General features: G+C 62.7%; 23 protein-coding genes. 18 read left to right on the top strand and 5 right to left on the bottom strand.

The annotated features are described in order from the left end of the window. Window position 1 precedes the first annotated feature (1 nt). From ACVJGD_RS20260 to ACVJGD_RS20240, 5 genes are all read left to right on the top strand, one after another. A complete protein-coding gene (locus tag ACVJGD_RS20260; protein ID WP_456636004.1) occupies window positions 2-1,204 on the top strand; it encodes an acyl-CoA dehydrogenase family protein in 1,203 nt (400 codons plus the stop codon). Window positions 1,205-1,214: 10 nt separating this feature from the next. Then, complete coding sequence (locus ACVJGD_RS20255; protein WP_456636003.1) at window positions 1,215-2,588, top strand: MmgE/PrpD family protein; 1,374 nt, start codon at window positions 1,215-1,217, stop codon at window positions 2,586-2,588. Then, window positions 2,585-3,409: an aspartate/glutamate racemase family protein gene (locus tag ACVJGD_RS20250; RefSeq protein WP_456636002.1), complete on the top strand. Its 825-nt coding sequence runs from the start codon at window positions 2,585-2,587 to the stop codon at window positions 3,407-3,409. The genes ACVJGD_RS20255 and ACVJGD_RS20250 overlap by 4 nt, the downstream gene beginning before the upstream one ends. Continuing rightward, on the top strand, window positions 3,406-4,293 hold the full coding sequence (locus ACVJGD_RS20245; protein ID WP_456636001.1) for an MBL fold metallo-hydrolase: 888 nt from the start codon (window positions 3,406-3,408) through the stop codon (window positions 4,291-4,293). The genes ACVJGD_RS20250 and ACVJGD_RS20245 overlap by 4 nt, the downstream gene beginning before the upstream one ends. An 82-nt stretch (window positions 4,294-4,375) precedes the next feature. Next, window positions 4,376-5,434 carry a LacI family DNA-binding transcriptional regulator gene (locus ACVJGD_RS20240; RefSeq protein ID WP_456636000.1) on the top strand — a complete coding sequence of 353 codons (1,059 nt, stop codon included), beginning with the start codon at window positions 4,376-4,378 and terminating at the stop codon, window positions 5,432-5,434. A gap of 181 nt (window positions 5,435-5,615) precedes the next feature. On the opposite strand, the gene ACVJGD_RS20235 is transcribed toward ACVJGD_RS20240, so the two are convergent. Genes ACVJGD_RS20235 through ACVJGD_RS20220 form a run of 4 tightly spaced genes read right to left on the bottom strand, consistent with a single transcriptional unit; the run spans window position 5,616 to window position 9,761 of the window. Further along, a complete protein-coding gene (locus ACVJGD_RS20235) occupies window positions 5,616-6,806 on the bottom strand; it encodes an ABC transporter permease (protein ID WP_456635999.1) in 1,191 nt (396 codons plus the stop codon). Between the two features lie 2 nt (window positions 6,807-6,808). Further along, window positions 6,809-7,969, bottom strand: a complete 1,161-nt coding sequence (locus tag ACVJGD_RS20230) for an ABC transporter permease (RefSeq protein WP_456635998.1) — start codon at window positions 7,967-7,969, stop codon at window positions 6,809-6,811. Next, window positions 7,966-8,646: an ABC transporter ATP-binding protein gene (locus ACVJGD_RS20225; RefSeq protein WP_456640309.1), complete on the bottom strand. Its 681-nt coding sequence runs from the start codon at window positions 8,644-8,646 to the stop codon at window positions 7,966-7,968. The genes ACVJGD_RS20230 and ACVJGD_RS20225 overlap by 4 nt, the downstream gene beginning before the upstream one ends. Before the next feature lie 35 nt (window positions 8,647-8,681). Continuing rightward, a complete protein-coding gene (locus ACVJGD_RS20220; RefSeq protein WP_456635997.1) occupies window positions 8,682-9,761 on the bottom strand; it encodes an efflux RND transporter periplasmic adaptor subunit in 1,080 nt (359 codons plus the stop codon). 388 nt (window positions 9,762-10,149) lie between these two features. Here ACVJGD_RS20220 and ACVJGD_RS20215 point away from each other — a divergent pair, with 388 nt between their 5' ends. The 10 genes from ACVJGD_RS20215 (at window position 10,150) to ACVJGD_RS20170 (ending at window position 20,689) form a co-directional block, all read left to right on the top strand. Further along, complete coding sequence (locus ACVJGD_RS20215; protein WP_456635996.1) at window positions 10,150-11,073, top strand: NAD-dependent epimerase/dehydratase family protein; 924 nt, start codon at window positions 10,150-10,152, stop codon at window positions 11,071-11,073. 284 nt (window positions 11,074-11,357) lie between these two features. After that, the gene (locus ACVJGD_RS20210) at window positions 11,358-12,008 is read left to right on the top strand and encodes an HAD family hydrolase (RefSeq protein ID WP_456635995.1); all 651 of its coding nucleotides are present in this window, start codon (window positions 11,358-11,360) and stop codon (window positions 12,006-12,008) included. Between the two features lie 9 nt (window positions 12,009-12,017). After that, window positions 12,018-12,971, top strand: coding sequence for a sugar-binding transcriptional regulator (locus tag ACVJGD_RS20205; RefSeq protein WP_456635994.1), 954 nt, complete (start codon window positions 12,018-12,020; stop codon window positions 12,969-12,971). A gap of 155 nt (window positions 12,972-13,126) precedes the next feature. Then, complete coding sequence (locus ACVJGD_RS20200; protein ID WP_456635993.1) at window positions 13,127-14,440, top strand: ABC transporter substrate-binding protein; 1,314 nt, start codon at window positions 13,127-13,129, stop codon at window positions 14,438-14,440. A 132-nt stretch (window positions 14,441-14,572) separates the two neighbouring features. Continuing rightward, window positions 14,573-15,412, top strand: coding sequence for a carbohydrate ABC transporter permease (locus tag ACVJGD_RS20195; RefSeq protein WP_456635992.1), 840 nt, complete (start codon window positions 14,573-14,575; stop codon window positions 15,410-15,412). A 3-nt stretch (window positions 15,413-15,415) separates the two neighbouring features. Next, window positions 15,416-16,246, top strand: a complete 831-nt coding sequence (locus ACVJGD_RS20190; RefSeq protein WP_456635991.1) for a carbohydrate ABC transporter permease — start codon at window positions 15,416-15,418, stop codon at window positions 16,244-16,246. A 17-nt stretch (window positions 16,247-16,263) separates the two neighbouring features. Beyond that, complete coding sequence (locus ACVJGD_RS20185) at window positions 16,264-17,268, top strand: ABC transporter ATP-binding protein (RefSeq protein ID WP_456635990.1); 1,005 nt, start codon at window positions 16,264-16,266, stop codon at window positions 17,266-17,268. A gap of 14 nt (window positions 17,269-17,282) precedes the next feature. Then, the gene (locus ACVJGD_RS20180; protein ID WP_456635989.1) at window positions 17,283-18,056 is read left to right on the top strand and encodes an SDR family NAD(P)-dependent oxidoreductase; all 774 of its coding nucleotides are present in this window, start codon (window positions 17,283-17,285) and stop codon (window positions 18,054-18,056) included. Window positions 18,057-18,084: 28 nt separating this feature from the next. Next, window positions 18,085-19,734 (top strand): FGGY-family carbohydrate kinase, encoded by a 1,650-nt coding sequence (locus ACVJGD_RS20175; RefSeq protein WP_456635988.1) that lies wholly within the window; start codon window positions 18,085-18,087, stop codon window positions 19,732-19,734. A 19-nt stretch (window positions 19,735-19,753) separates the two neighbouring features. After that, window positions 19,754-20,689: a carbohydrate kinase family protein gene (locus ACVJGD_RS20170; RefSeq protein ID WP_456635987.1), complete on the top strand. Its 936-nt coding sequence runs from the start codon at window positions 19,754-19,756 to the stop codon at window positions 20,687-20,689. A gap of 85 nt (window positions 20,690-20,774) precedes the next feature. On the opposite strand, the gene ACVJGD_RS20165 is transcribed toward ACVJGD_RS20170, so the two are convergent. After that, window positions 20,775-21,761 (bottom strand): LysR substrate-binding domain-containing protein, encoded by a 987-nt coding sequence (locus tag ACVJGD_RS20165; protein ID WP_456635986.1) that lies wholly within the window; start codon window positions 21,759-21,761, stop codon window positions 20,775-20,777. Here ACVJGD_RS20165 and psrA point away from each other — a divergent pair. The 3 genes from psrA to phnY are packed head-to-tail and all read left to right on the top strand — an operon-like array spanning window position 21,745 to window position 25,617. Continuing rightward, window positions 21,745-22,875 carry an iron-containing alcohol dehydrogenase PsrA gene (gene psrA, locus ACVJGD_RS20160; RefSeq protein WP_456635985.1) on the top strand — a complete coding sequence of 377 codons (1,131 nt, stop codon included), beginning with the start codon at window positions 21,745-21,747 and terminating at the stop codon, window positions 22,873-22,875. The genes ACVJGD_RS20165 and psrA overlap by 17 nt on opposite strands. A 35-nt stretch (window positions 22,876-22,910) precedes the next feature. Next, entirely contained in the window at window positions 22,911-24,152 is a 1,242-nt protein-coding gene (phnA, locus tag ACVJGD_RS20155) for a phosphonoacetate hydrolase (RefSeq protein WP_456635984.1), read from the top strand. 16 nt (window positions 24,153-24,168) lie between these two features. After that, entirely contained in the window at window positions 24,169-25,617 is a 1,449-nt protein-coding gene (phnY, locus tag ACVJGD_RS20150; RefSeq protein WP_456635983.1) for a phosphonoacetaldehyde dehydrogenase, read from the top strand. Window positions 25,618-25,702 lie beyond the last annotated feature (85 nt).

The following is a 25,702-nucleotide window of genomic DNA, read 5'->3' as shown; positions in this document are numbered from 1 at the left end:
TATGAACTATCACGATGCTTCCCACCAGGCCGAGGCGGACGTCACGGTTGTGCTGGGCGAGGATTTTCCGGAGCTGCGCAGCACGGTCCGAAAAATCTGCGAAAGATTCCCCGGCGAATATTGGCGGGCGCTCGATGAGCGCAGCGGCTATCCGGCCGAATTCGTCGCCGCCCTGACCGAGGCCGGCTTTCTCGGCGCCCTCATTCCGGAGGAATATGGCGGCTCCGGCCTGCCGCTGCGCGCGGCGGCGGTGATCCTGGAAGAGATCAATGCCAATGGCTGCACGGCGAGCCCGGCGCATGCGCAGATGTACATCATGGGCACGCTGCTGCGTCACGGCAGCGAGAAGCAAAAGCGCACCTATCTTCCGGATATCGCCGCCGGAAAGCTGCGGCTGCAGGCCTTTGGCGTGACCGAACCCAACACCGGCTCCGACACCACCCAGCTCAGAACACGGGCGGAGCGTCAGGGCGACGTCTACGTGATCAATGGCCAGAAGATCTGGACCTCGCGCGCGCTCTATTCCGATCTCATGCTGCTGCTGGCACGGACCACGCCGCTCGATCAGGTGAAGCGTCGCCCTGAGGGACTTTCGGTGTTCCTCGTTGATCTGCGCGAGGCCAAGGGCAATGGCCTGGAGATCCGCCCGATCAAGGCGATGATCAACCACAACACCACCGAAGTCTTTATCGAGAACTTGCGGGTGCCGGCGGAGAATTTGATCGGCGAGGAAGGGCAGGGATTTCGCTACATCCTCGACGGCATGAACGCCGAGCGCATCCTGGTCGCCTCCGAATGCGTCGGCGATGGACGCTGGTTGCTCAACAAGGGTGTCGCCTACGCCAACCAGCGCAGCGTGTTCGGCCGTCCGATCGGACAGAACCAGGGCGTCCAGTTTCCGCTGGCGCGCGCCTACGCCGAGCTCGAGGCGGCCGACATGATGGCGCGGCGCGCCGCGGCCCTATTCCAGGCCGGGCGCCCGTGCGGTGCTGATGCCAACATCGCCAAGCTGCTTGCCTCCGAAGCGACGTGGAAGGCGGCCGATACGGCGTTCCAGACCCATGGCGGCTTCGCCTTTGCGCAGGAATATGACGTCGAGCGCAAGTGGCGCGAGGTCAGACTTTACCAGACGGCCCCGATCTCGACCAACATGGTGCTCGCCTATGTGGCGCAGCACGTGCTCGGTCTTCCCCGATCCTATTGAGGAGGCGATCATGCTTGATATCACACGTGAGACTGCAAAGTTCGTCGCGGGTCTGAGGCCGGCGGACTTGCCCGACCGGTGCAAGGAGGCCGCGCGCATCGGCATCATCGATTGCGTCGGCGTCATGATCGCAGGCGCGGCCGAGCAACCGGTGCGCATCGTCGCGGCCATGCTCGCACCGTCCACCCAGAACGACGGGGCGCCTGAAATTCCCTCGGGCCGCAACCTCGCGGCGCCGGATGCCGCACTCGTCAACGGCGTCGCCGCGCATGTGCTCGACTACGACGATGTAGCGCTTGCCGGCCATCCGAGCGCAGTACTCGTTCCAACCATCCTGGCCGAAGGCTGGTCGCTTGATTCTGATGGTGCCGATGCGGTTGCCGCTTATGTCGCGGGCTATGAGCTGTGGGCCCAGCTCGCAGATCTCGAACCAGGGCACCTGCACGAGCGCGGCTTCCATCCGACTGCGGTAATGGGGGCGCTCGCAACCGCAGCGGCATGCGCCCGCCTGCGCGGCCTCGATTCCGAGAAAACAGCGCACGCGATCGCGATCGCTGCCTCACTCGCCTCGGGTCTCGTCGCCAATTTCGGCACGATGACGAAATCGCTTCACGCCGGCCGCACCGCGCAATCGGGGGTGCTCGCCGCACGGCTGGCGGACCAGGGATTCACGGCTTCGCTGGACGTGCTGGAACACCGAACCGGGTTCCTGCGCGCCCATTCACCATCCGGCGCACCAAGGATCGAGGGTGGCACGCTCGACATCGGCAAGCATTGGCGACTGGCTGAGCTTGGAATCAATGTGAAGCGTTATCCGACCTGCTATGCCACGCATCGCTCGATCGACGCGATGCTGGGCCTCGTCGATCAGCACAAGCTGAACCCCAATGACGTCAGGGAGATTCGGGTTCATACCGGCGTCACGCAAAAGCTGATGTTGCGCAACAGCAATCCGCAGACGGGGCTGGAGGCAAAATTCAGCATGGAATTCGCGATGGCCGCCGCGCTCATCGCGCGCCGGGTCGGCCTTGCCGAATTGACCGATCAATTCGTCACGCGGCCCGATGTCGGCGCCACCTTCGCCAAGGTGCGCTGCACGACGACCGACGAGATCATGTCCGGCGACCAGCCTTTTGCGCCATCGGACCGGGTGAGCGTTGTGCTCGATTCAGGCGAGGTGCTGGAATACGCACCTGTGGTGCATGCCAAGGGGAGCTGGCAGGCGCCGCTCACGCGCGATGAACTGAGGGACAAGTTCCTGGACTGCGCGACGCGTGCGTTCGGCCGTGCCCATGCAGGTGACTTGTTCGAGCAGCTCTGGCGCCTGGAAGAGATCGGCTCGTTGCGCTCGCTGCGCCTGACGAGCGATCGGACCGACGCATGACAGGAACAGGATCCGGTGGAGGCTCGAAGCCCCGCATCTGGCACCAGTCGGTCAACGAACTCGACCACCTGGCGGTCTACAAGCGCGCGCTGGAGGCGCATGCGGCGGAAATCCTCGGCAACGACGCCGAGCTTGTCGTGCATGGTCTTCCTTTCGGTAGCTACGGCGGAGCGTCGGCCACGGCTGTGCTCGGCAATGCCTATGCCTATCACCGCATTCTCGGCCGCGTAATCGACAATGCGATCAGGGCGGAACAGGAGGGCTACGAGGCCTTCGTGATCGGCTCCTTCAGCGAGCCGTTCCTGCGCGAGATCCGTTCCGCTGTCGACATTCCCATCGCCTCGCTGACGGAAAGTGGCCTTCTGGTCGGTTGCTCGCTCGGACGCTACGTGGCGCTGGTGTCGAACGCGCCGGCGGTGCAATGGATGACGAAGGTTGCGGTCGACAAGCATGGGCTTGGCGCACGCGTGCTCGATGTCGTCGCCCTCGATCCGCCGCTCGACGAGCCGGCGCTGGCCGCCGCCTATGCCGACCCGGCAGCGGTGATCGCCAATTTTGCTGCCGCGGCCGAACGCCTGGTGGCGCGCGGCGCCGATGTGATCATTCCGGCCGAAGGCGTGCTTGCCGAGCTTCTCGTCCGTCATGGCGTGCGCGAGATCGCCGGCGCACCGGTGATTGACGTGTTCGCGGTGGCCTGGGCTTACGCGCTGATGGAGATTCGACTTTGGTCGAGAACCGGACTTCGCGTCGGCCGAAGCTGGCATCACAGACGCGACGATCCCGCTGTCGTCGCCCGACTTTGGGAGGAGAGTGTCCGATGAGCAGGTTTCCCGAGGCGCAAGTCGCCGGCGTCTACCACCGCAGACTGGGAGACGTGCTGGTCACGGGGCTAAGTGACGGCTACGTCGACATGGGGTACTCGATCTTCCGCAACATTCCGGAGCAGGAAACCAAGGCCATTCTCGCCCGCGATCACCGGATCTCGCCGCCGCGCATTTCGGTGAATGCTTTCGCGTTGCGTGTGGACGGCCGGACCTATCTGATCGATTGCGGCTCCGCCGATCTGATGGGGCCGACCTGCGGTCGCCTGCCGGACAATCTTGCGGCAGCAGGCATCGAGCCGGCCTCCGTCGATGGCGTGCTGCTCACTCATGTCCATCCCGACCACTCCAACGGGCTGACCGACGCGGCGACCGGCACGAGACTGTTTCCCAATGCCGAGGTCATCGTGCATGAAAACGAGGTCAATCACTGGTTCAACGACGAGCTAATGGCGAAGGCGGCCGAGCGGCCCCGCCGCCGCTATTTTGAGGCCGGCCGGACCCAGCTCAAACCCTATATGGCTGCCGACCGCGTCCGCACCTTCCGCAGCGGCGAGGTGCTGCCGGGCGTCACCGCGATTCCTATCCCCGGTCACACGCCTGGCCATACCGCTTACGTCGTCTCCTCCGGCGGCCGGTCCATGGTCGTGTGGGGCGACACGGTGCATGTGCCCGAGATCCAGGTGGCGCTCCCGAACGTCACTATGGAGTTCGACACCGACCCCGAAGCCGCGGCCAAGGCGCGGCAGATGATTTTCGACATGGTGGTGACCGACGACATGCTGATCGGCGGAATGCATTTGCATTTTCCCGGCTTTGGCCATATGCGACGCGAAGGTGGACAATATACCTTGGCAGCAGAGCAGTGGGCCTTCGAGATCTGATCGGTGCGTTCGAAGGTTGAGGTCGCGGAATTCACTTCAGCGCCGCATGCGCTAAAGTGAGTTCGGACCTCAGGTGGAGACGATGACAAATCGGCAGATAGCGGGCCGTGGAAGCAAGCTGACGATTCGCGACGTGGCGACCGCGGCTGGCGTTTCGACCGGCACCGTTTCGCGTGTCCTGAACGCTAATGCCACGGTTCGTCCCGACGTCCGCCGAAAGGTCCAGCGCGCGATCGACGAGCTCGGCTATGCGCCGAACGCCGTGGCGCGGAGCATGCGGATCCGCTCGACGCATACGATCGGCTGCATCCTGCGCGAGATCAACATCCCCCAACTCGCCGGCTTCGTGAAGGCGGCGCACGACGTGCTCGACGATGAGGGTTTTTCCTTGGTCATCTCCAACTCGGAGGGCCGGGAGGAGCGCGAGCGCGAACTGCTGAGCCGCCTGTCGAGCCGGCAGGCCGACGGCGTCATGATGGGGCCTTACACGCCGATCGAGGGCGAGTTCGAGGCATTCCTGCGCGGGCTCGACATTCCGATCGTGTTGATCGATCGCGCTCAAACGCCGTGGGCCGATGCGGTCATGGCGGATCACGCGGGTGGCATGCGTGCCGCCGTCGGCCATTTGCTCGATCTGGGTCATCGCCGCGTGGCGCTGATCACGGGTGAGCGCGGGCTTTATCCGGCAAGTGAACGCATCCGCGGGTATCGGGAGGCCTACGCGGCGCGGGGGCTGCAGCCCGACCCATCCTTGATCCAGACCGGCAGTTTCTTGCCGGGCGCAGGATTCCGTATCACCTCGGCGATGCTCGGCCAGCGTGATCCACCGACAGCGGTGATTTCCGGCGGCATCGACATGCTGTCGGGCGTGCTGCGCGCGGTGCGGGGAAGGGGCTTGCGGATTCCCGATGATGTCTCGGTTATCGCGTCCGGCCATTCCGAACTCGCGGAACTTGTCACGCCGCCGATTGCCGTCATCGGCTGGGATCAAGGCGAAATCGGCCGGATCGCCGCCGGCATGCTTCTCGATCGAATCCGAAACCACGACGTGCAGGAGGCCCGTCACGTGCTGGTGCCCAGCGAATTCATCCCCCGCGCGTCGGTGGGACCTCCGAGGCGGGCGCCTAGCCCAGGGGAATGAATCCCTGCCGGGACAGTTTCCAGCGCGCCGCGAACCCGACTTCCCGTAGTCCCGGGTTATGATGTCCAACTGCTGATGAACGACGTCAACCGAGCCGCGTGGGCGCGGATCAGACGGACATGACCGCAGGCGCATCGATGCACGATTTGACGAGACGTCGCTTGCTCGCGGCACGCGACGCTCAGTGTGCGTAGAGTCCTTCCACGATCGGCAATCGCGCGGCGCGGAATGCGGGAAATAATCCACCGATCAACCCGACGATCAGCGCGAGCGCGACGCCCTCACCAATCAGCCGCGGGCTGAGCTTGAAGTCAAACACCACCTGCGTGAAGTTGCCGCCCAGAGTGGAGGCCGTGACGCCATCGAAAATCAGATATGTCGCGGCTGCACCGAGCACGCCACCGACGGCGGCAAGCAGCAGCGATTCGGCCAGCGTGCCGACGAAAGCGGGGAAGCCGCCAAAGCCGATGGCCCGCAGGGTCGCGATCTCGGTCGCGCGGGCTGCGACCGACGAATACATGGTGTTGAGCGCGCCCGCGAGCGCGCCTAACGCCATCGCAATCGCCAAGGGCCAGCCGAGTTTCTGGATCAGATCCGAGGTCTGCGACGCCTGCTCCGCGAAGTAGGTTGCTTCGGATTTGACGTCAAGTTTCAACCGCGGATCGTTCTCGCTATAGCTTTTAAGCTCGTTCATTGCATCCGGTCCGGTGAGACGGGCGCGCACCGTCTGGACGATGTTGTTGCGGTTGAATAGGCTCTGCACCACCGAAAGGTCGGCCCAGATCTCGGATTCGAAAACGCTGCCGCCGGCTTCGAATACGCCGACGACGCTCCAGCGCGTGGCGCCGAACGAGACGGTACTGCCGAGATCAAATCCTTCAAACTCCCGCAGCAGCGCCTTGCCGACAACCACCTCGTTGCTGCCGCGATTGAACATGCGGCCCGCGATGAGGGTAATGTTCTTGCGTAACGCCGCGCCCTGTTCGCCGATCCCGCGCAGCGGCAGGTTGGCCTTGGTCCTGGTGGACCGCTTGAGGCCGTCGACCACAAGATAGAGTTCCGGCGAGATCAGAGGCTTGCCGTCGGCACCTCGTGCAATGCCGGGTCCATCCTCGATCAGCCGCACCTGATCGCGGCTCACGGTGCTGTTGATCTCGGCCTGCGAGCCGGCCCGCAGCACCATCGCGATATCGTCGGCGCCTGATCCCGCGATGGTGCGCTGGAACCCATTGGCCATCGCCAGGAATGCGAGCAGCACGATCACCACCAGGGCAATCGCAATCACCGTCGAGAGCGATAGCCAGCGCCGCTGCGCAATGCTCTTGAGATTGATGGAGGTGACCGCCGCCACCTGAAGCAGGAGCGAACGCATCTTTATCCCCGTCCAAGTGCGGCTGCGATCTTGAGCCGCATGGCGTTGACCGCCGGAATGATCCCGGTGATCAGCCCCAGCGCGATCATCAGCGCGACTCCTTCGAGTGCGATAACGGGCGATACGGCAAAAGCCGGCGCGACGTTGGCAAGGCTCGCGCGCAGCGCCATCGCAATCAACGCCGCAATCGCCAGGCCCGGCAATCCGCCCAGCAGAGCCAGCAATATGGATTCGCCGAGCACTAATCCCAGGATCCGAGGGCCGGAAAAGCCGAGTGTCTTGAGCACTCCGATCTCTCGGGTGCGCTCCCGGATCGACAACGCCATGGTATTGCCGACGATCATCAGGATGGTGACGAAGGCTGCGCCAACCACCAGGAACACAATCAGTGCGATGTTGCCGAACTGCGCCGCGAACGCTTTCCCGAACGCCTTTTCGGTGTCGGTCGAGGTCTCGGCGGTGGAATTGGCGAACATCGCGTCGATCGTTTTCGCCACGCGGTCATTGTTCTCCGGCGATGTGGTCTGCAGGATCATCCAGCCGATCGTGTCCTTGCCAAATGAGCGGGTCTCGTCGAAATAGGCATACTGAAACAGCAGGAAGTTGGTATCGATGTGCGCGGCCTTGCCCTTGACGATGCCGGCGATGGTGAAGTCCCAGGTGTGTCCGCCACTCTTCTGGCTGAAGATGTTGCTCGCGACCGGTATGCGATCGCCGACCTTCCAGCCCCACTTCCGCGCCAGCGAGTCGCCGATCAGCGCACTGCCGCGATCGCGGATGAAGGCCTGAAGCTGGTCGGGCGGAACGTCGAACTCGCTGCGATAGACGTCGAAATAAGTCGTCGGCTCGACTGCAAGCGTTATCAAGATATTCTTCGGATCCTGATAATAGCCGCCGAACCAGTTGGCGAAGGTCACCTGCCGCACCCCTTCCACCGCGCGCACGCGATTGTAATAGGCGATCGGGAGCGGCTGGGTGAAGTTGATCTTGTTGACCGTGATCATTCGATCCGCGGCGGCGCGATCCTCGCCGGCCGTGAAGGCGCGGTAAAATCCGGCGAGCACGCCGAAGATCATGAAGGCGATCAGAATCGAGACGATCATCAGTATGGCGCGCAATTTGCGGCGGAACAGGTTCTTCCGCACCAGGTCGAAGTCGTTCACGCGGCAAGCTCCCGTTCGACGAAACGGCCCTTGTCGAGGTGCAGGATGCGCTTGGCATAGTTTGCCGCGGCGGGGTCGTGGGTGACCATCACGATGGTCTTTCCCAACTCGCCATTGAGCAGTTGCAGGATCGAAAGAATCTCGTCGGCGGAGTGACGGTCGAGATCGCCGGTCGGTTCGTCGCACAGCAGCAGGTTGGGATCCGAGACGATGGCGCGCGCAATCGCAACACGCTGCTGCTGGCCGCCGGACATCTCGCGCGGACGGTGCTTGATGCGATCGGCCAGCCCAACCACCGCCAGCGCCGTCTGAACACGTACCGCGCGCTCCTTGCTGCGCAGTCTGGTGAGCAGCAGCGGCAGCTCCACGTTCTGCGCGGCGGTCAGCATCGGCATCAAATTATAGAACTGAAAGATGAAGCCGATATTGGCGGCGCGCCAGGCCGCCAGCTCACCCTCGGAGAGGCCGTCGATGCGCCGGTCGGCCACCGCAATCTCGCCCGCGTCGGCGTGATCAATGCCGCCGAGCAAATTGAGCAGCGTCGTCTTGCCCGAACCCGACGGCCCCATCACCGCGATGAAATCGCCGCGGGGAATCGCCAGATCGAGATGATCGAAAATTGAGATCGTTTCCTTTCCCTTGGTGAAGCGCTTGCTTACGCCGGTGAGACGTACCATCGGAGATTCGGCGGTCACTTTTCTCTCCCTGAATGCTACTGCGACGAGTTCGCCGCGGTGGTGTCCGTCGCGGGCGCACCACTTGCCCGTCCGTCAGGCAAAAAATTCACTTTAACCGCCATGTCGGGCAGAATGCGCGCATCCTTTTGCTCGAAGCGGATGCGCACCTTGACGGTGGCTTTCTCGCGGTTTGCCGTCGGTACGATTGCAATGACCGAAGCGGGGATTGTCCAGTCCGGATAGGCGTCAAGCACGGCGTTCACGGCCCCGCCGGGGGTTACCCTGCCGATAAAGGCCTCGTTCACGTCAACTTCGATCTCGATCGAATCCATGTCGACGATGGTGCAGATGCCGGTCCGGGTGAAGCCACCGACCGACATCGGTGAGATCATTTCGCCGGGCTGCGCGCTACGGTCGATCACGACCCCTCCGAACGGCGCCCGGATCTGATGCTTGTCGAGCACCGAGGCACTGCGCTTGGCGTCAATCTTGGCTGTCTCGAACTGTGATTGCGCCTGGCGCAGTTGTGCGGTCAGCACGCCGACCCGGGCCTGTGCCTTGGTCAGATCGGCCTCGGTCGCAAAATTCTTCTGCGACAAGGTCTGCACCCGCGACATGATTCGGCTGGCATCCTGCAGGTCGGCGGTGATCGCGGCGATCGCAGCATCGGCGGTCTCAACGCGCGAGCGCGCCAGCTCATAGTCCTTTTCGGCAAGCACGCTGTCGAGCCGCGCGACGATTTGCCCGTCGGTCACCGTCATGCCTTCATCGATAAAGACCTCGACCACCTTGCCGGTGATCTCGGCCGCAACGGTTGCCTTGCGACGCGCAACCACATAGCCGGATGCAGCCAGGCTGCCGGCGTCCCGGCCGCTTGGTGCAGCCTGTTGTTGAGGGGGCGGCGTTTGCTGCCGCGTCGGCGCGGTTGGCTGCGGTGCCGCTTGGTTGGAGGAGTCTTGCCCGCGAAATTCGTATACGCCCAAGGCCGCAAGGGCGATCGCACAGGCGGCAACGGTCGCGGAGATCGGCAACCAGCGGCGGCCTGATTGCTCCACCTTGGTTCCGCTGCGATCAATGGTGAGCGATCTCAGCAATTCGCTCTTTTCTTTGGTCATCGTTCAATTCCATCCGGGCGCGCGCCGCGGCATCGTTCTCACGCCAGGATTCCCACCCCAACCGGCCTGCATATCCCGACACGAGATGTTGGCCGCACCCTTGTTCGGTGGTGCCATGCACCCACCCGAACTACAATATCCGGTTGTGCGTTTCGGCGCCTTATACCCTCTTCATGACCAAGCCCATAGGGGCGCGGGCGAGCCCTTTCGTGGCAGTTCATCGTTCTTGATCGGATCATCGTGCGCGGTTCCACCCAAACCGCGACCGTCTGTCGCGCTGCCATCCATCATTTGTGCCGTCACGTCACAGATAATGTGCCCGTTCGGCTCTGTTGACACAAATGCACCGACCCTAAATCTCTGAAATCAGAAGGGAGCACGCCGGGAAATGAAGGTATTTGTGACAGGGGCGAGTGGATACATCGGCGGCTCGGTCGCCGTGCGTCTGATCGAGGCCGGCCATGAGGTAAGGGGCCTGGTGCGCGGCCCCGGGAAAGGTGACGCGGTCAGGCGGTTCGGGATTGAACCGGTGCTCGGCAGCCTGGACGATCGCGACCTCCTGGCCGATGAAGCCCGCCGCGCCGACGCCGTCGTGAACGCCGCAAGCAGTGACCACCGCGGCGCGGTCGAAACGTTGGTCGAGGCGCTTGCGGGTTCGAACCGGCCGCTGCTGCACACTTCCGGTTCGAGCATCGTCGGCGACAACGCCGCCGGCGAGCCCTCGGATGCGATCTTCGATGATGACGCGCCCATCCAACCGACGCCGGACAAGGCGGCCCGGGTCGCCATCGACCGTTTCGTGGCTGGCTCAGCCGCGCGCGGCGTGCGCTCGACCGTGCTCTGCAACACGTTGATCTATGGCCGCGGCCTCGGGTCGCATCAGGAAAGCATCCAGATCCCGTCGCTGGTTCGCCAGGCTCGCCGTAGCGGCATTCCCCGGCACATCGGGCGCGGCCTGAATGTCTGGTCCACCGTTCACATTGCCGACGTGGCCGATCTCTATCTGCTTGCGCTTAAGAAAGCGCCGGCCGGCAGCTTCATGTTCGTTGAGAACGGCGAGGCATCGTTCCGCGACATGGTCGCTGCGATCGGCGCCGCGCTCGGGCTCGGCGAGGCCAAGCCGTGGCCGCTGCGGGACGCGATCTCGGAATGGGGATATGAGCGCGCGACCTATGCCCTGGGCTCGAACAGCCGGGTGCGGGCGCGCCGCGCCCGTGCCTTGGGCTGGACGCCGCGCCACGCCTCGGTCGTGGACTGGATCATGGGGGAGTTGCCAGCAATTGCGGCCGGAAGCGAATCCGATGAGGCCTGAGAATGCCGTGCGCGTGTTTCGCGAGCCTGACCGCGTTCACTGCGATTCTGGCTCGTCGGCGCCGATCCGCGGAATGCAGGACCCATGACAAAGCTGGCGCGGGTTTTCAAATGCACCCTTGGGTGAAATTCATTCCGCGCCCTATCGATGCACGGGCAGTGCCGGGTGGACGCACAGGCTCAGAACGTTCGCGACATTGCACTTCGTACGGGGGCAGAGTCATTGTACGGGGGCAGAGTCATTGAGCTATTGCCCAAGCGAAGAGCATATGTTCAAATGGCTTGATGAAACCCGATCTGGTCATCTTCGACTGCGACGGCGTCTTGGTGGACAGCGAGGTGCTGAGCTGCCAGTGCCTGTCTGAAGTCCTGAGGGATTGCGGCATTGAACTCAGCAAGGACGACGCGCTCAACTTGTTCCTTGGCCGGAGCACCGCGGCCGTCTTGCATTACTATCGCGAGGATCGGCGCCTCGTTCCCGAGACGTTTCTGGCCAAACTGAAGGTTCGGGTACGTGAGCGATTTGAACACTCGCTGCAGCCCATCGCCGGCATCAGTTCGCTGGTGTCGCGCCTGCAGACGCCCTTTTGTGTCGCTTCATCCAGCGATCTGGACCGGGTCTCGTTGTCGCTTGCACTGACCGGGCTGGCGGCGCATTTCGGCGATCGGCTGTACACGGCGCAGATGGTGGCACGCGGCAAACCCGCGCCCGATCTCTTTCTCTACGCGGCCGCGCAAATGCAGGCCGCGCCGGCGCGCACCCTGGTCATCGAAGACAGCGTCAGCGGTGTGGCCGCAGCGAAGGCCGCCGGCATGACAGTGTGGGGATTTGTCGGCGGCAGCCACTACCACTCGCGCGACGGGCACGGCATACTATACGATGCCGGTGCCGATCGCGTGTTTTGCCGGATGACAGACTTCTGGAGCCAGGGATAGCTGATTTCCATGGCGGCACCCGAGAGCGAAAAATCCCGTCTCGACGACGCCGCGCGCGCCGGCTGGCTCTATTTCATCGCCGGTCACACCCAGGATGAGATCGCAAAGATGCTGCAGGTCTCGCGCGCCTCTGCGCAGCGGCTGGTGTCGTTGTGTCTTGCGGAACGGCTGATCACCTTCCGCCTCGAACACCCTATTGCCGCATGCATGGAACTGGCGTCGAAGCTCAAGGATCGTTTCGATCTCGTTCACTGCGAGGTCGTGCCGTCGGATCCGGCATCGCCTCATTCCACCGCCGGCATCGCGGAACGTTGCGCCAACCTGCTGGACTCAACTCTACGACCGGAAACGCCGGTTATTGTCGCGTTGGGCACCGGGCGCGCGGTACGGGCTGCGGTAGAACGGGTCACGCTGATCGAGCGGCCGAATCATCAGATCGTCTCGCTGGTCGGCAACATCTCGGCGGACGGCTCGGCCAGCTTTTTCGATACCGTCGGGCGGCTCGCCGACCGCACCGGCGCCCGTCATTATCCCATGCCGCTGCCGTTCCTGATGTCCTCAGAAGACGAGCGCAACCGCATGGTTCGTATCGAGCCCATCGCCAAGGTGAAGGCGATCGCCGCGAAGGCGGATCTGCGTCTCATCGGGATCGGTCAAATGGACCAGAAGGCGCAGGTGCATGTCGACGGCTTCGTCACCCGCGAGGAACTGTTCGAGATGATGCGGCTTGGCGCCGTTGGCGAGGTAACCGGCTGGGCTTACGACGCCAAAGGCCGTCTCATCAAGGGCGGAACGAACAAGCGCTTGACCAGCATTCCTCCCCAAGTTCCGGCGCACACCGCGACGATTGCCGCGGCGATCGGGCAGGCCAAGGTTCCGGCGATCGGTGCCGCATTGATCGGACGCCTCATTAACGGCCTCATCACCGATGAAGAAACCGCCCGGGCTATCCTCGCTCGATAGCTCGGAGATCGTCGCGTCCTCCTGAATGAAGCGCAGATTCTCTTCGGCGCCGCCGGCCGAGACGCCGAGGTGTCCGCTTGACAAGCTCACTGGTTGGTGTGAACATACGCTCAACGCGTGGGCATATGCTCAAAGCGCGACCAAGGGAGGTTACCGTGAAAAACGTCCATGGCGCCCTTCTGGGCGCGGCTGCGCTTTTGCTTTCAACTCCCTCGCTCGCCCAGACCACCCTGACGATCGCCACCGTCAATAACGGCGACATGATCCGCATGCAGGGATTGACGAGCGACTTCACCAGCAAAAATCCCGACATCACCGTCAAATGGGTGACGCTTGAGGAGAATGTGCTCCGCCAGCGTGTCACCACGGACATTGCGACCAAGGGCGGCCAATTCGACGTCCTGACCATCGGTACCTATGAGGTGCCGATCTGGGCCAAGAAGAACTGGCTGGTGCCGCTCGACAAGCTTGGCGCCGACTACGACGCCGCCGATCTCTTGCCGCGGATCAAGGACGCCGTGTCCGTCTCTGGCAAGCTCTATGCGGCGCCGTTCTACGGCGAAAGCTCGATGACCATGTATCGCGCCGATCTGTTCCAGAAGGCCGGACTTACGATGCCGGAAAATCCCACCTGGGACTTCGTGATCACTGCGGCCAAGAAGTTGACCGACAAGGAGGCCGGCATCTACGGCATCTGCCTGCGCGGCAAGGCCGGCTGGGGCGAGAACATGGCATTCCTGACTGCCATGGCCAATTCCTACGGCGCGCGATGGTTCGACGAAAAGTGGCAGCCGCAGTTCGACAAGCCCGAATGGAAGAAGACGCTCGCGACCTATGTCGATCTGATGAAGGAGGCGGGACCTCCGGGCGCGAGCTCGAACGGCTTCAACGAGAACCTGGCGCTGTTCAATGCCGGCAAATGCGCAATGTGGATCGACGCGACCGTCGCAGCATCGTTTGTCACCAATCCGAAGGAGTCCAAGGTCGCCGACAAGGTCGGCTTTGCGCTCGCGCCGAATACGGGGCTTGGCAAGAACGCGAACTGGCTGTGGGCGTGGAATCTCGCGATTCCCGCAGGCTCCAAGAAGGTCGAAGCCGCCGAGAAGTTCATCGCCTGGGCAACCAGCAAGGATTACACCAAACTGGTTGCGTCCAAAGAAGGCTGGGCCAATGTGCCGCCGGGCACGCGGACGTCGCTCTACCAGAACCCCGACTATCTGAAAGTCGCCCCTTTCGCCAAGCTGACGCTGGCGTCAATCGACGCCGCCGATCCGAACAAGCCGACGGTACAACCGGTTCCTTACGTCGGCGTGCAGTATGCGGCCATCCCGGAATTCCAGGGGATCGGCACTTCGGTCGGCCAGCAGTTCTCGGCGGCGCTATCAGGTTCGACCACCGTAGATACGGCGCTATCTACAGCACAGTCGTCCACGGAGCGGGAAATGAAGCGCGCCGGTTACATCAAATAGGCGGCTCCCTTGGCTCACTCTCCCGAGCTAAGCCCCTCGCAGCCATCCGGTGCCTTGCACCGGCTGGCTGCGCCTGTTTCGAAGCGAACGGAAGCAAAGACAGGGACCCGACAGACGCAGCTACTCGCGCGGATGCTGCTGACCCCCGCGGTTGCGCTGTTGTTCATCTGGATGATCGTCCCGCTCGCACTGACGATCTATTTCTCGCTGCTGCGTTACAATCTGCTTGACTCCGAGTCCGTGCAGTTCGTGGGCTTGGACAATTTTCACTATTTCCTGACCGATCCCGCTTTTCTCGCGTCGCTCCAGAACACGCTGGTGCTGGTCGGCTCCGTACTCGGGCTAACGATTCTGATCGGAATTCCGCTCGCACTCCTGCTCGACCAGCCCGTCATCGGCCGCAACATCGTGCGGCTGATGGTGATCGCGCCATTCTTCGTGATGCCGACGGTCAGCGCGCTGATCTGGAAGAACCTTTTGATGCATCCGGTGTCAGGTCTGTTCGCCTGGATCGCGAAGCTGCTCGGCGCGCCACCGATCGACTGGTTCAACGATGTCCCGATGCTGGCGATCATCCTGATCGTCTCCTGGCAATGGCTGCCATTTGCGACGCTGATTCTTCTGACGGCGCTGCAATCGCTCGATGAGGAGCAGAAGGAAGCGGCCGAGATGGACGGCGCCGGCGCACTCTCGACCTTCATCTACATCACGCTGCCGCATCTGGCGCGGCCGATCACCGTCGTGATCCTGATCGAGACGATATTTCTCCTGACGGTGTTCGCCGAGATCTTCGTGACCACCGGTGGCGGGCCGGGATTGCAGACCACCAACATCGCCTTCCTGATCTATTCGCAGGCGCTGATCCAGTACGACGTCGGCGGCGCCTCCGCGGGCGGGTTGGTGGCCGTGGTGATCGCCAACATCGTGGCCTTCTTCCTGGTCAGGATCGTTGGCCGGAACCTGGAGGCCTGACGCATGGCGCGAATGGCAACGAGCAGGCGTGTGGCGGTCTCGACCATTGGGGCGTGGCTGGTCGGCTTCCTGATCTTCTTTCCGATCCTCTGGATGGTGCTCGCGAGCTTCAAGACCGAGCTCGATGCCTTCGCCATACCGCCCAAATTCCTGTTCTTTCACTGGACCACGGAAAACTATGCGACCGTGCAGCAGCGCAGCGACTATGTTCACCACGCGCTCAATTCCATCATCGTGGCCGGCGGCTCGACCCTGATCGCGCTGCTGATTGCGATTCCCGCCGCGTGGTCGATGGCGTTCTCGCCGACCAAACGCACCAAGGATGTGCTGCTCTGGATGCTGTCGACCAAGATGATGCCGCCGGTCGGCGTGCTGGTGCCTATCTACCTGATCTACCGGGATTTCGGATTGCTCGATACCTTGACTGGTCTCGTCCTCATCCTTTGCCTCGGCAATCTGCCGATCGTGATCTGGATGCTGTTCACTTACTTCAAGGAAATCCCGAAGGACATTCTGGAAGCGGCGCGGATGGACGGCGCAACGATCAGCCGCGAGCTCATCTATGTTCTGACGCCGATGGCCGTGCCGGGCCTCGCTTCGACACTTCTGCTCAACCTGATCCTCGCCTGGAACGAGGCCTTCTGGACACTGAACCTTTCCACCCTGAACGCTGCGCCGCTGACCGTCTTCATCGCGTCCTATTCGAGTCCGGAGGGGTTGTTCTGGGCCAAGCTGTCGGCCGCCTCGACGCTGGCGATCGCGCCCATTCTCGTGCTCGGTTGGTTCAGCCAGCGGCAACTCGTGCGCGGCCTGACCTTCGGCGCGGTCAAGTAATAGAAAGGCGGCGAACCATGGGTCAGATCACGCTCGAGAATGTCCAGAAATCGTTCGGGCCCGTCGATATCATCAAGGGCGCGGACCTCGACATCGCCGACGGCTCCTTCGTCGTTTTCGTCGGGCCATCCGGCTGCGGCAAGACCACTCTTCTCCGCCTGATCGCCGGACTTGAGGATGTCAGCGGCGGCAATATCCTGATCGACGGCAGGAACGTCGTCGACGTTCCGCCGGCCAAGCGCGGATTGTCGATGGTGTTTCAATCCTACGCGCTCTATCCGCATATGAGCGTGCGGGGCAACATCTCGTTCGGCCTGAAGATGGCCGGGCTGCCGAAGGGTGAGATCAACCGCAAGGTCGAGGCCGCGGCCGCAACGCTCAATCTGACGCCGTATCTGGATCGAAAGCCACGCGAATTGTCGGGCGGCCAGCGCCAGCGCGTCGCCATCGGGCGCGCCATCGTCCGCGAGCCGAAGGCGTTTCTGTTCGACGAGCCCCTGTCAAATCTCGACGCCGCGCTGCGCGTGCAGATGCGCCTGGAGGTCACGCGGCTGCAAAAGCAGCTCGGCACTACGGCGATCTATGTCACGCACGATCAGGTTGAGGCCATGACCATGGCTGACAGGATCGTTGTGCTGAACGGCGGCAAGATCGAACAATATGGCACGCCGCTCGAGCTCTACGAGCGCCCCGCCAACCTGTTCGTCGCGGGCTTCATCGGCTCGCCGAAGATGAATTTCATCTCTCGCGAAGCTGCGGCTCGTCTCGGCGCGGCCACGATTGGCGTGCGTCCCGAGCACCTCAAGATCGCGCGCGACGGCGAAGGCTGGCCTGGGACGATCATGGTCGCCGAGCATCTCGGCAGCGACACATTCCTCTACGTCGACGCCGGCCCGATCGGAACACTCACCGCCCGACATGTCGGAGAGCTCGACTTGAGCGCCGGCGACCGCGTCCTGCTGTCGCCGGACCTCGCGCGCCTCCATCGCTTCGATGAAGGTGGCAAATCGTTGCGGTCCTAACGGGAAGACAAAAGATGTATCTGGAAAAATTCAAACTGCCCGGCAAGACCGCGATCGTGACCGGCGGCGGCCAGGGCATAGGATATGCCTGCGCCGAAGCCCTGGCCGAAGCGGGTGCCAGGGTCGTGATTGCCGATCGCGATGCGGCGGTGGCTGACGAGGCGTGCGCCAGCCTGGGCAAAAAAGGCTATAGCGCGGAGGTCGCGCTGATGGACGTGACCGATTCGCGCGTCGTCTCCAAGGTCGCCGATGAGCTTGTTTCGCGCCATGGACGGGTGGATATCCTCGTCAACAATGCTGGAATCGCGCGGAGCGAAACCCCGGCTGAAATCGTGACCGACGAGCATTGGTTGAACGTCATCGACGTCAATCTCAACGGCACCTTCTGGTGCTGCCGCGCCTTCGGCAAGCATATGCTGGCGGCGGGCGCAGGAACCATCGTCAATATCGGCTCGATGTCGGGCTTCATCGTCAACAAGCCACAGGAGCAGTGCTACTACAACGCCTCCAAGGCCGCGGTGCATCATCTGACCAAATCGCTGGCCGCCGAGTGGGGCGCGCGCGGCGTGCGGGTCAATGCGGTGGCGCCAACCTACATCGAGACGCCTCTGAACGCTTTCGTGAAAGGCAACCCACGCATGTACGACGCCTGGATCGGCGGCACGCCGATGGCGCGGATGGGGCAGGTCGAGGAGATCGCCTCGGTGGTCCTGTTCCTGGCATCCGATGCGGCCAGCCTGATGACGGGAAGCATCGTTCTTGTCGATGGTGGCTACACTTGCTGGTAAGCTTGCGTCGAAACTGACGGGAGCGGAAATGCGGCAGGCCTTCATCGGCATCGACGTCGGAACATTGAGCACCCGGGCGGGAATCTTCGACGAGACGGGAGCACTGCTCGCAACTGCGAAACATCCGATTGCAGTCTGGCACGAAGCAGGCGACGTCGTCGAGCAATCCTCGTCCGATATCTGGAACGCCTGCGTCTCGGCGGTCCGCAGCGCCATGGCAGACGCTGCGATATCGCCCGACCTCGTGAAAGGCATCGGGTTCGATGCAACCTGCTCGCTGGTCGTGTTGGGCCGGGACGGCGAGCCGCTGACCGTGAGTGGATCCGGCGACGTTAGGCGCAATGTCATCGTGTGGATGGATCACCGCGCGATCGAGGAAGCGCGACTGATCAATGAGGCGCAGGATGACGTGCTGCGCTATGTCGGCGGCTCGATTTCGCCGGAGATGGAAATGCCAAAGCTGCTCTGGCTCAAGCGGCATTTGCGCGACAGTTTCGACCGCGCCGGGCATTTCTTCGATCTGGCAGACTTCCTTTCCTGGCGCGCGACCGGCTCGCAGGCGCGCTCGACCTGTACGGTCACCTGCAAGTGGAACTATCTCGCGCATGAGGCGCGCTGGAGCGCGCCGTATTTTCAGCGCGTTGGGCTCGAGGACTTCGTCGCCGAAGACTATCGCCGAATCGGAACCGAGATCGTCGCGCCCGGCACGCGGCTTGGGTTGGGCCTGACGAAACAGGCGGCGCGGGATTTCGGGCTGAACCCGGGAACGCCGGTCGGCGCCTCGTTGATCGATGCACATGCCGGCGGGGTTGGCGCGATCGGCGGCCGGGACGCGTCTGGCGCGACTGCCGACCTCTGCGAACGATTGGCCTACATCATGGGTACTTCCGCCTGCATCATGGCCACCACCGTCGACCCATGTTTTGTGCCCGGCGTTTGGGGACCCTACTACTCCGGCATGGTGCCCGGGTTCTGGCTGAACGAAGGCGGGCAATCGGCCGCGGGAGCGGCGATCGATCACCTGATCCGGTCGCACCCGGCACATGCGCAAGCGAGCACCGAAGCACGGCACGAAGGTACAGAGATCATCAAATTCCTCGAAAAGCGCATCATCGAGCAAGCCGGAGATGCGAGCAGGGCGGCGCTGCTGGCGCGCGATGTTCACGTCCTGCCGGAATTCCTCGGCAATCGTTCGCCCTATGCCGATCCCGATACGCGCGCCGTTATCGCTGGCCTCGATCTCGATACGGACATCCGGGCGATGAAGCGTCTGTTCGTGGCGGGATTGTGCGGGCTCGCCTATGGCCTTGCCGACGTCATCGATGCATTCAGGGCGCACGGGGTCGACAGCAAGGTGATCGTGATGGGCGGTGGCGCCGGGCGGAGCCCGCTGGTGCGGCAGATGATGGCAGATACGACCGGCCTCACGGTGGCGCTGCCGCAAACGGCGGAGCCAGTGCTGCTCGGCGCGGCCATGCTTGGGGCGGTCGCCGCGGGCACCTATGCCTCGCTTGGCGAGGCCATGGCCGCGATGTCGGCACTCGGTCCCCTGACCGAGCCGGCCGCGCCGGACATGCAGGAATTCCATCGCCGGAAGCGGCAGGTATACGAGTTGCTACGAGGGCTTGATCGCGGAAGCCGTGAGGTGATGCTCGGCTTCGAGATCAACGGCGGCTAGTTTCGAAAAGGGCTGAACGATGCTGCTAAGCTGTGGCGATGCGTTGATCGATTTCGTGCCCGTTACGGCCGCAGACGGCCGGGAGGCGGTGCGGCCGGCAGTCGGAGGCTCCTGTCTCAATGTCGCCGTCGGCCTTGCGCGGCTTGGCGTGCCGACAGGCTTTGTCGGCGGCGTCTCAACCGATCTGTTCGGCCGTATGATCGCCGACCACTCCGCGTCGTCCGGCGTCGACCTTCGTTATGCCACGCGCAGCGACCGCCAGACCACGCTCGCCTTCGTTCGAATGGTGGCAGGCGAGTCGCACTATGCTTTTTATGATGCGGAGACGGCCTCGCGGGAATGGAGCTATCCGCGTGGCAAAATTCCGTTCGAGACCATCGAGGCGATCCACATCGGCTCGACGACCCTGGCCAATACGAGGGGAGCCGCGGAAACCGCTGCGATGGTCGCCGACGCTAGGTCGTCCGCAACGATCTCGCTCGACCCGAACTGCAGGCCCAATCTGGTCACCGACAAGGCGGCTTATCTCGCCCGCATGGACACGTTTGTCGACAGCGCGGACGTCGTTCGCATGTCGGACGTTGATTTCAACTATCTCTATGGCGATGAGGCCTATGCGGCCAAGGCCGAACAGCTCCTGGCCCGGGGCTGCAGCCTTTTTGTGATCACGCGCGGAACAAAGGGGGCCCTGGCCTGGCATCCAGTAGCTGGCGCGGTAGAAGTCGGGGCACCCGCGATCAAGGTCGTGGACACGATCGGGGCCGGCGACAGCTTTCAGGCCGCGCTGCTGTTTGCTCTGCACAAGCAGCGCAGGCTCGGCAGGAGCGGGTTGAAGGATACCAGCGCGAACGAGCTTCGTCGCGCGCTATCGTTTGCGTGCAAGTGCGCCGCGCTGACCTGTACGCGGGTCGGTGCAGATCCGCCCCGTGCCGACGAAATAGCTTGGGTGGGTTAGCACCCGCTCGAGGAGCACCGCTGCGCAGACGCTCCGATCCCTGGCAACAGTTTTGAGACAAGGCAGACCTTGACAGCAAGGAAAGTTATTTCCTGCCGTCCGCATTCTTCATTCGTCGAACCGTATCAACAAACGCCTTGATGATCGGCGAATGACCGCGATCCATGTGATAGGCAATGCTGTAGCGCGTCTTGATGGCGTGATCGCTGATCTCAAGGGCGCGCAAATGTGGGTGCGGCACAAACTCGAAATCGGCTACGACACTGATGCCCAGACCGCGCTCGACCGCCTTCCACACCCCTTCGCGGCTTTCAATTTCGAAGACCGGTTTGATCTCAAGTCCCTTGGCGCGCAGAGTTGCCTCGAACGCGCGGCGCGTTGTTGATCCACGTTCGCGCAATACGAATGGCTGATCAACCAGTTCACGAAGCTTCACCGATTTTCGAGTGAACCAGGGGTGATCCCGGTTGACGAACACAACAACCCGATGGGTCCGGTATGGGATCATTTTTACCCGCGGATCTTCGTGCGGCACCTCCGCGAGAATTCCAACATCCGCTTCGAAATCAATTATGTGTCGAAAGGTTCGTTCGGAATTGGCAAGCAGAGTCGAGATCTGGACGTCGGGATAGTCGCGCTTGAAGGCGGCGATGATCTCGGTTGCATGGAAAGGGCCGACGGTTGCGACTCGCAAATGACCTTTGGTTGCCTTTCCGTGAGCCGCCAGCAAGTCGTGCGCTTCGTCGCAGAATTTCATGATGCCCCGCGTGATCTCGAACAGCGATTTGCCGGCCTCAGTCAATTCCGTTCGCCGTGATCTTCGGATCAGCAGTTCGACACCATATGTTTGCTCGAGCTCCTTGACTTGAATCGTGAGGGTCGGCTGGCCGACGTTGAGAACGCGCGACGCTGCTGTAAAGCCGCCATGTTCGGCAACGGCGTGGAAGGCGCGGAGCTGGCTGAAAACTATTGACATAGTCAATATCACGTATCCGAAGAATGAATTTGTCAATAGTTCGATGATCCTTAAGCCTTGCGCAAAACGGAGAAGCGCGATGGCTTGGAAATACACGAACCCAGTCCAGATCGAATTCGGCGTCGACAGTTTCGCAAAGCTCGCCTCGCTGATTGGGACGAGAGCCTATGCGCTGGTCACTTACGGCGAGCCCGCCTTTCAGCAACTGGAGCGCAGATTGGCGGATAACGCCGGCGCGCCGGTTCTTGTCGTCCGCGACGTCGCACCCAATCCCGACTACCGCTTGCTCGCCGAACAGACCGCCCGCTTCGGTGGCCTCCGCAAGCTGCCTGACGTGATCGTGGCGCTCGGCGGCGGATCCGTCATCGACTCCGCCAAGGTGTTCGCTGCCGCCGGCGGCGACTTTGCGCTCGTCAGGAATTATCTCGAGACGCAAGCGGGCGCCGAGCGTCTTTCGGCGATCCCGATCATCGCGGTGCCCACCACCGCGGGCACCGGCAGTGAAGTCACCTGCTGGGGCACCGTCTGGGACGAGGCCAACGGCAAGAAATATTCGCTGGCGCGCCCTTCGCTCTATCCCACCCACGCGGTGATCGACCCGCGCCTGATGCTGGGCAAGCCACAACTTCTCACGGTCAGCACCGGTCTCGACGCGCTCTCACATGCCCTGGAGAGCCTCTGGAACGTCAACAGCAATCCCGTATCCGCCAACCACGCAGTTGCGGCCGCGCGCGACGTCCTCGACGTGTTGCCGAGGCTCGTCCGCGATCTCGGTAACTTAGAGCTGCGCAGTCGCATGGCGATGGCGGCGTTGTTCGCCGGCCTGGCGTTCTCCAACACCAAGACCGCGATTGCCCACTCGCTGTCCTATCCCATCACGCTGCACCATGGTGTGCAGCACGGCATCGCCTGCTCGTTCTCCCTGCCGATGGTGTTGCGCAGCGTGTGGGGCGTCGGTGGGCTCTGCGAGAACAGCTTGAAGCAGATCTTCGGCGACGATCTCGCGAAGGGCGCCGACGATCTCGAGGATTTCCTCGGCATGCTCGGGATCTCCTGCAATCCGGCGGCCTACGGAATCGACCCGCAGGAGTGGCGTGCCCTGATCGCGGACTCACTCGAGGGCGAGCGCGGCAGAAATTTCTTCGGATCCCGGGAGCGATTGATCGAGGCATCTCAGGTAGTGCGGTTGCCGAAAGCGAGAACTGCCTGAACAGCGCGTCGCGCCGAATCGCGAAGGAGGCGAAAATGACATCCAATGGAAAGACTGTCTCGGTAAACGGTCGCGCCTACAAGGCGCCCGAGCGGCCCACGGTCGTGATCTGTCTCGATGGGTCGGAGCCCGGCTACGTCGAGAAGGCGATCGAAGCCGGATTGGCGCCGACCTTCGCGCGATTCATCAAGGATGGCGCGCATGTTCACGCGAGCAGCGTCATTCCAAGCTTCACCAATCCAAACAACCTCTCGATCATCACCGGAAGACCCCCCGCAGTCCACGGCATTGCGGGGAATTACTTCTACGATATCGACAGCGGCACCGAAGTGATGATGAACGACCCGCGCTTCCTCCGCGCTCCGACGATCCTCGCCGGTGTTCATGGCGCCGGCTACAAGGTCGCGGCGGTCACGGCCAAGGACAAGCTGCGCGCGCTGTTGTCCCACGGGCTGGACTACTCCACCGGCCGCGCTATCGCCTTTTCTTCGGAAAAGGCGGACCAGGCGACAGTGAAGGATAACGGGATCGACAACGTCCTCGATTTCGTCGGCCTGCCATTGCCGGAGGTCTACTCGGCGGACTTGTCGAAATTCGTCTTCGCTGCCGGCGTCAGGCTCGTCGAGGTGCACCGGCCTGACCTGATGTATCTGTCGACGACGGACTACATCCAGCACAAGACGTCGCCCGGCACGAAGCTCGCGAACGATTTCTACGCGATGATCGATGGTTATCTGGCGAAGCTCGATGCGCTCGGCTGCAACATTGTCGCAACAGCCGACCACGGGATGAACGACAAGCATCTCGCCAGCGGCGAGCCCGATGTCATCTACCTCCAGGATCTGATGGATCGGTGGGCCGGCAAGAGCACGACTCGCGTCATTCTCCCGATCACCGATCCCTACGTTGCCCATCACGGCTCGCTCGGCTCGTTCGCCACAGTGTACACCGACGGGACTTCGGCTGAGAAATTGCTGCCAAGGCTGCGCGACGTCGACGGTGTCGAGCTCGCTCTGACGCGCAAGGAGGCCTGCGCACGATTCGAGCTTCCAGCGGACCGGGTCGGCGACATCGTCGTCATCTCGTCGAGGCACAAGGTGCTGGGCACCAGCCGCGACCGCCACGATCTTTCAGGGCTGACCGAGCCGCTGAGGTCGCACGGCGGTCTGACCGAGGAACGTGTTCCGCTCATCGCGAACCGGAAGATCACGCTCCCGCCGGATCATCTCTTGCGCAACTTCGACGCATTCGACGTCGCGCTCAACCGCATCCAGTAAGGTGGAGGACTCCATCATGAACATCCAGACGCCACCCGTCCGCCATGAGCAGATGCGCATCGCGGGAGCGCGTATCGACGTCAATGAGCGGGTTGAGGTCGTCAATCCCTACACGGGCAAGGCAATCGGATCGGTGCCCGCGGCACGACCCGAGCATGTCCGCCAGGCCTTTGCAAAGGCCGTAGCGTTCAAGCCCAAGCTGTCGCGCTACGAGCGTCAGCAGATCCTGTTCAAGACCGCCGACATCCTGTCGCGCCGGAAAGAGGAATTCGCACGCCTGATCACCGCCGAATCCGGCTTGTGCTGGAAGGATTCGCTTTATGAGGCAGGTCGTGCCTACGACGTCTATTCGTTCGCCGGCCAACTAGCGATTAACGACGACGGCGAGACGTTTTCCTGTGACATCAGCCCGCAGGGCAAGGCGCGCAAGATCTTCACGACACGCACGCCGCTGCTCGGCGCGATATCGGCGATTACGCCGTTCAACCATCCGCTCAACATGGTGAGCCACAAAATCGCGCCGGCGATCGCCACCAACAACCGTGTCGTGCTGAAGCCGACCGAACTGACGCCGCTGACGGCGCTCGCGCTCGCCGACGTGCTCTATGAAGCCGGGCTGCCGCCCGAAATGCTGTCGGTGGTGACGGGCAACCCTCATTCGATGGGGGACGCGATGATCACCGACCCGGATGCCGACCTCGTGACTTTCACGGGCTCGGTGCGGGTCGGCAAGCACATCGCCGAAAAAGCCGGCTACAAGCGCCTCGTGCTCGAACTCGGTGGCAACGATCCTCTGATCGTCATGGAGGACGCCGATCTCGAAAAAGCCGCTGAGCTGGCAGTCACGGGCGCCACCAGGAATTCCGGCCAGCGCTGCACGGCTGTGAAGCGTATCCTGTGCGTCGAGGCGGTGGCCGACGACTTTGCTGCGCTGGTCCTCAAGAAGGCTCGCGCCTTGAAGTGCGGCGATCCGATGGATCCGGCGGTCGACGTCGGCACCGTGATCCATGAAGGCGCGGCCAAGGAGTTCGAGCGTCGCGTCAATGCTGCGGTGCAGGACGGCGCCGAACTGCTCCATGGCAACGACCGCAATGGCGCACTTTATCCGCCGACGGTCGTCGATCACATTCCCTACACCAGCGAACTGGTGATGCAGGAGACGTTTGGTCCGGTGATTCCAATCATCCGCGTGCCAGACGACATCGACAGCGTGATCAGGATCTCCAATTCGACCGCGTTCGGCCTGTCGTCCGGCGTCTGCACGAACCGGCTCGATTACATCACGCGCTTTGTCAACGAGCTCGACGTCGGCACCGTGAATGTCTGGGAAGTGCCCGGCTATCGCATCGAGATGTCTCCGTTCGGCGGCATCAAGGATTCGGGCCTCGGTTACAAGGAAGGCGTGCAGGAAGCGATGAAGAGCTTCACCAACGTCAAGACGTATTCGCTTCCCTGGCCCGCGTAGAAGCGCATCCATCCGAAGCGGAGGCGGCGCCGAACAACAAGAACAGCGGCGCCGGTAGTGCACAAAGGCAATCAGCGCAAAAGGG

The organism is Bradyrhizobium sp. USDA 10063 (genome assembly GCF_054063735.1).
The sequence above is the reverse complement of the archived record's forward strand: the minus strand, read 5'-3'. Positions and strand labels throughout refer to the sequence as shown.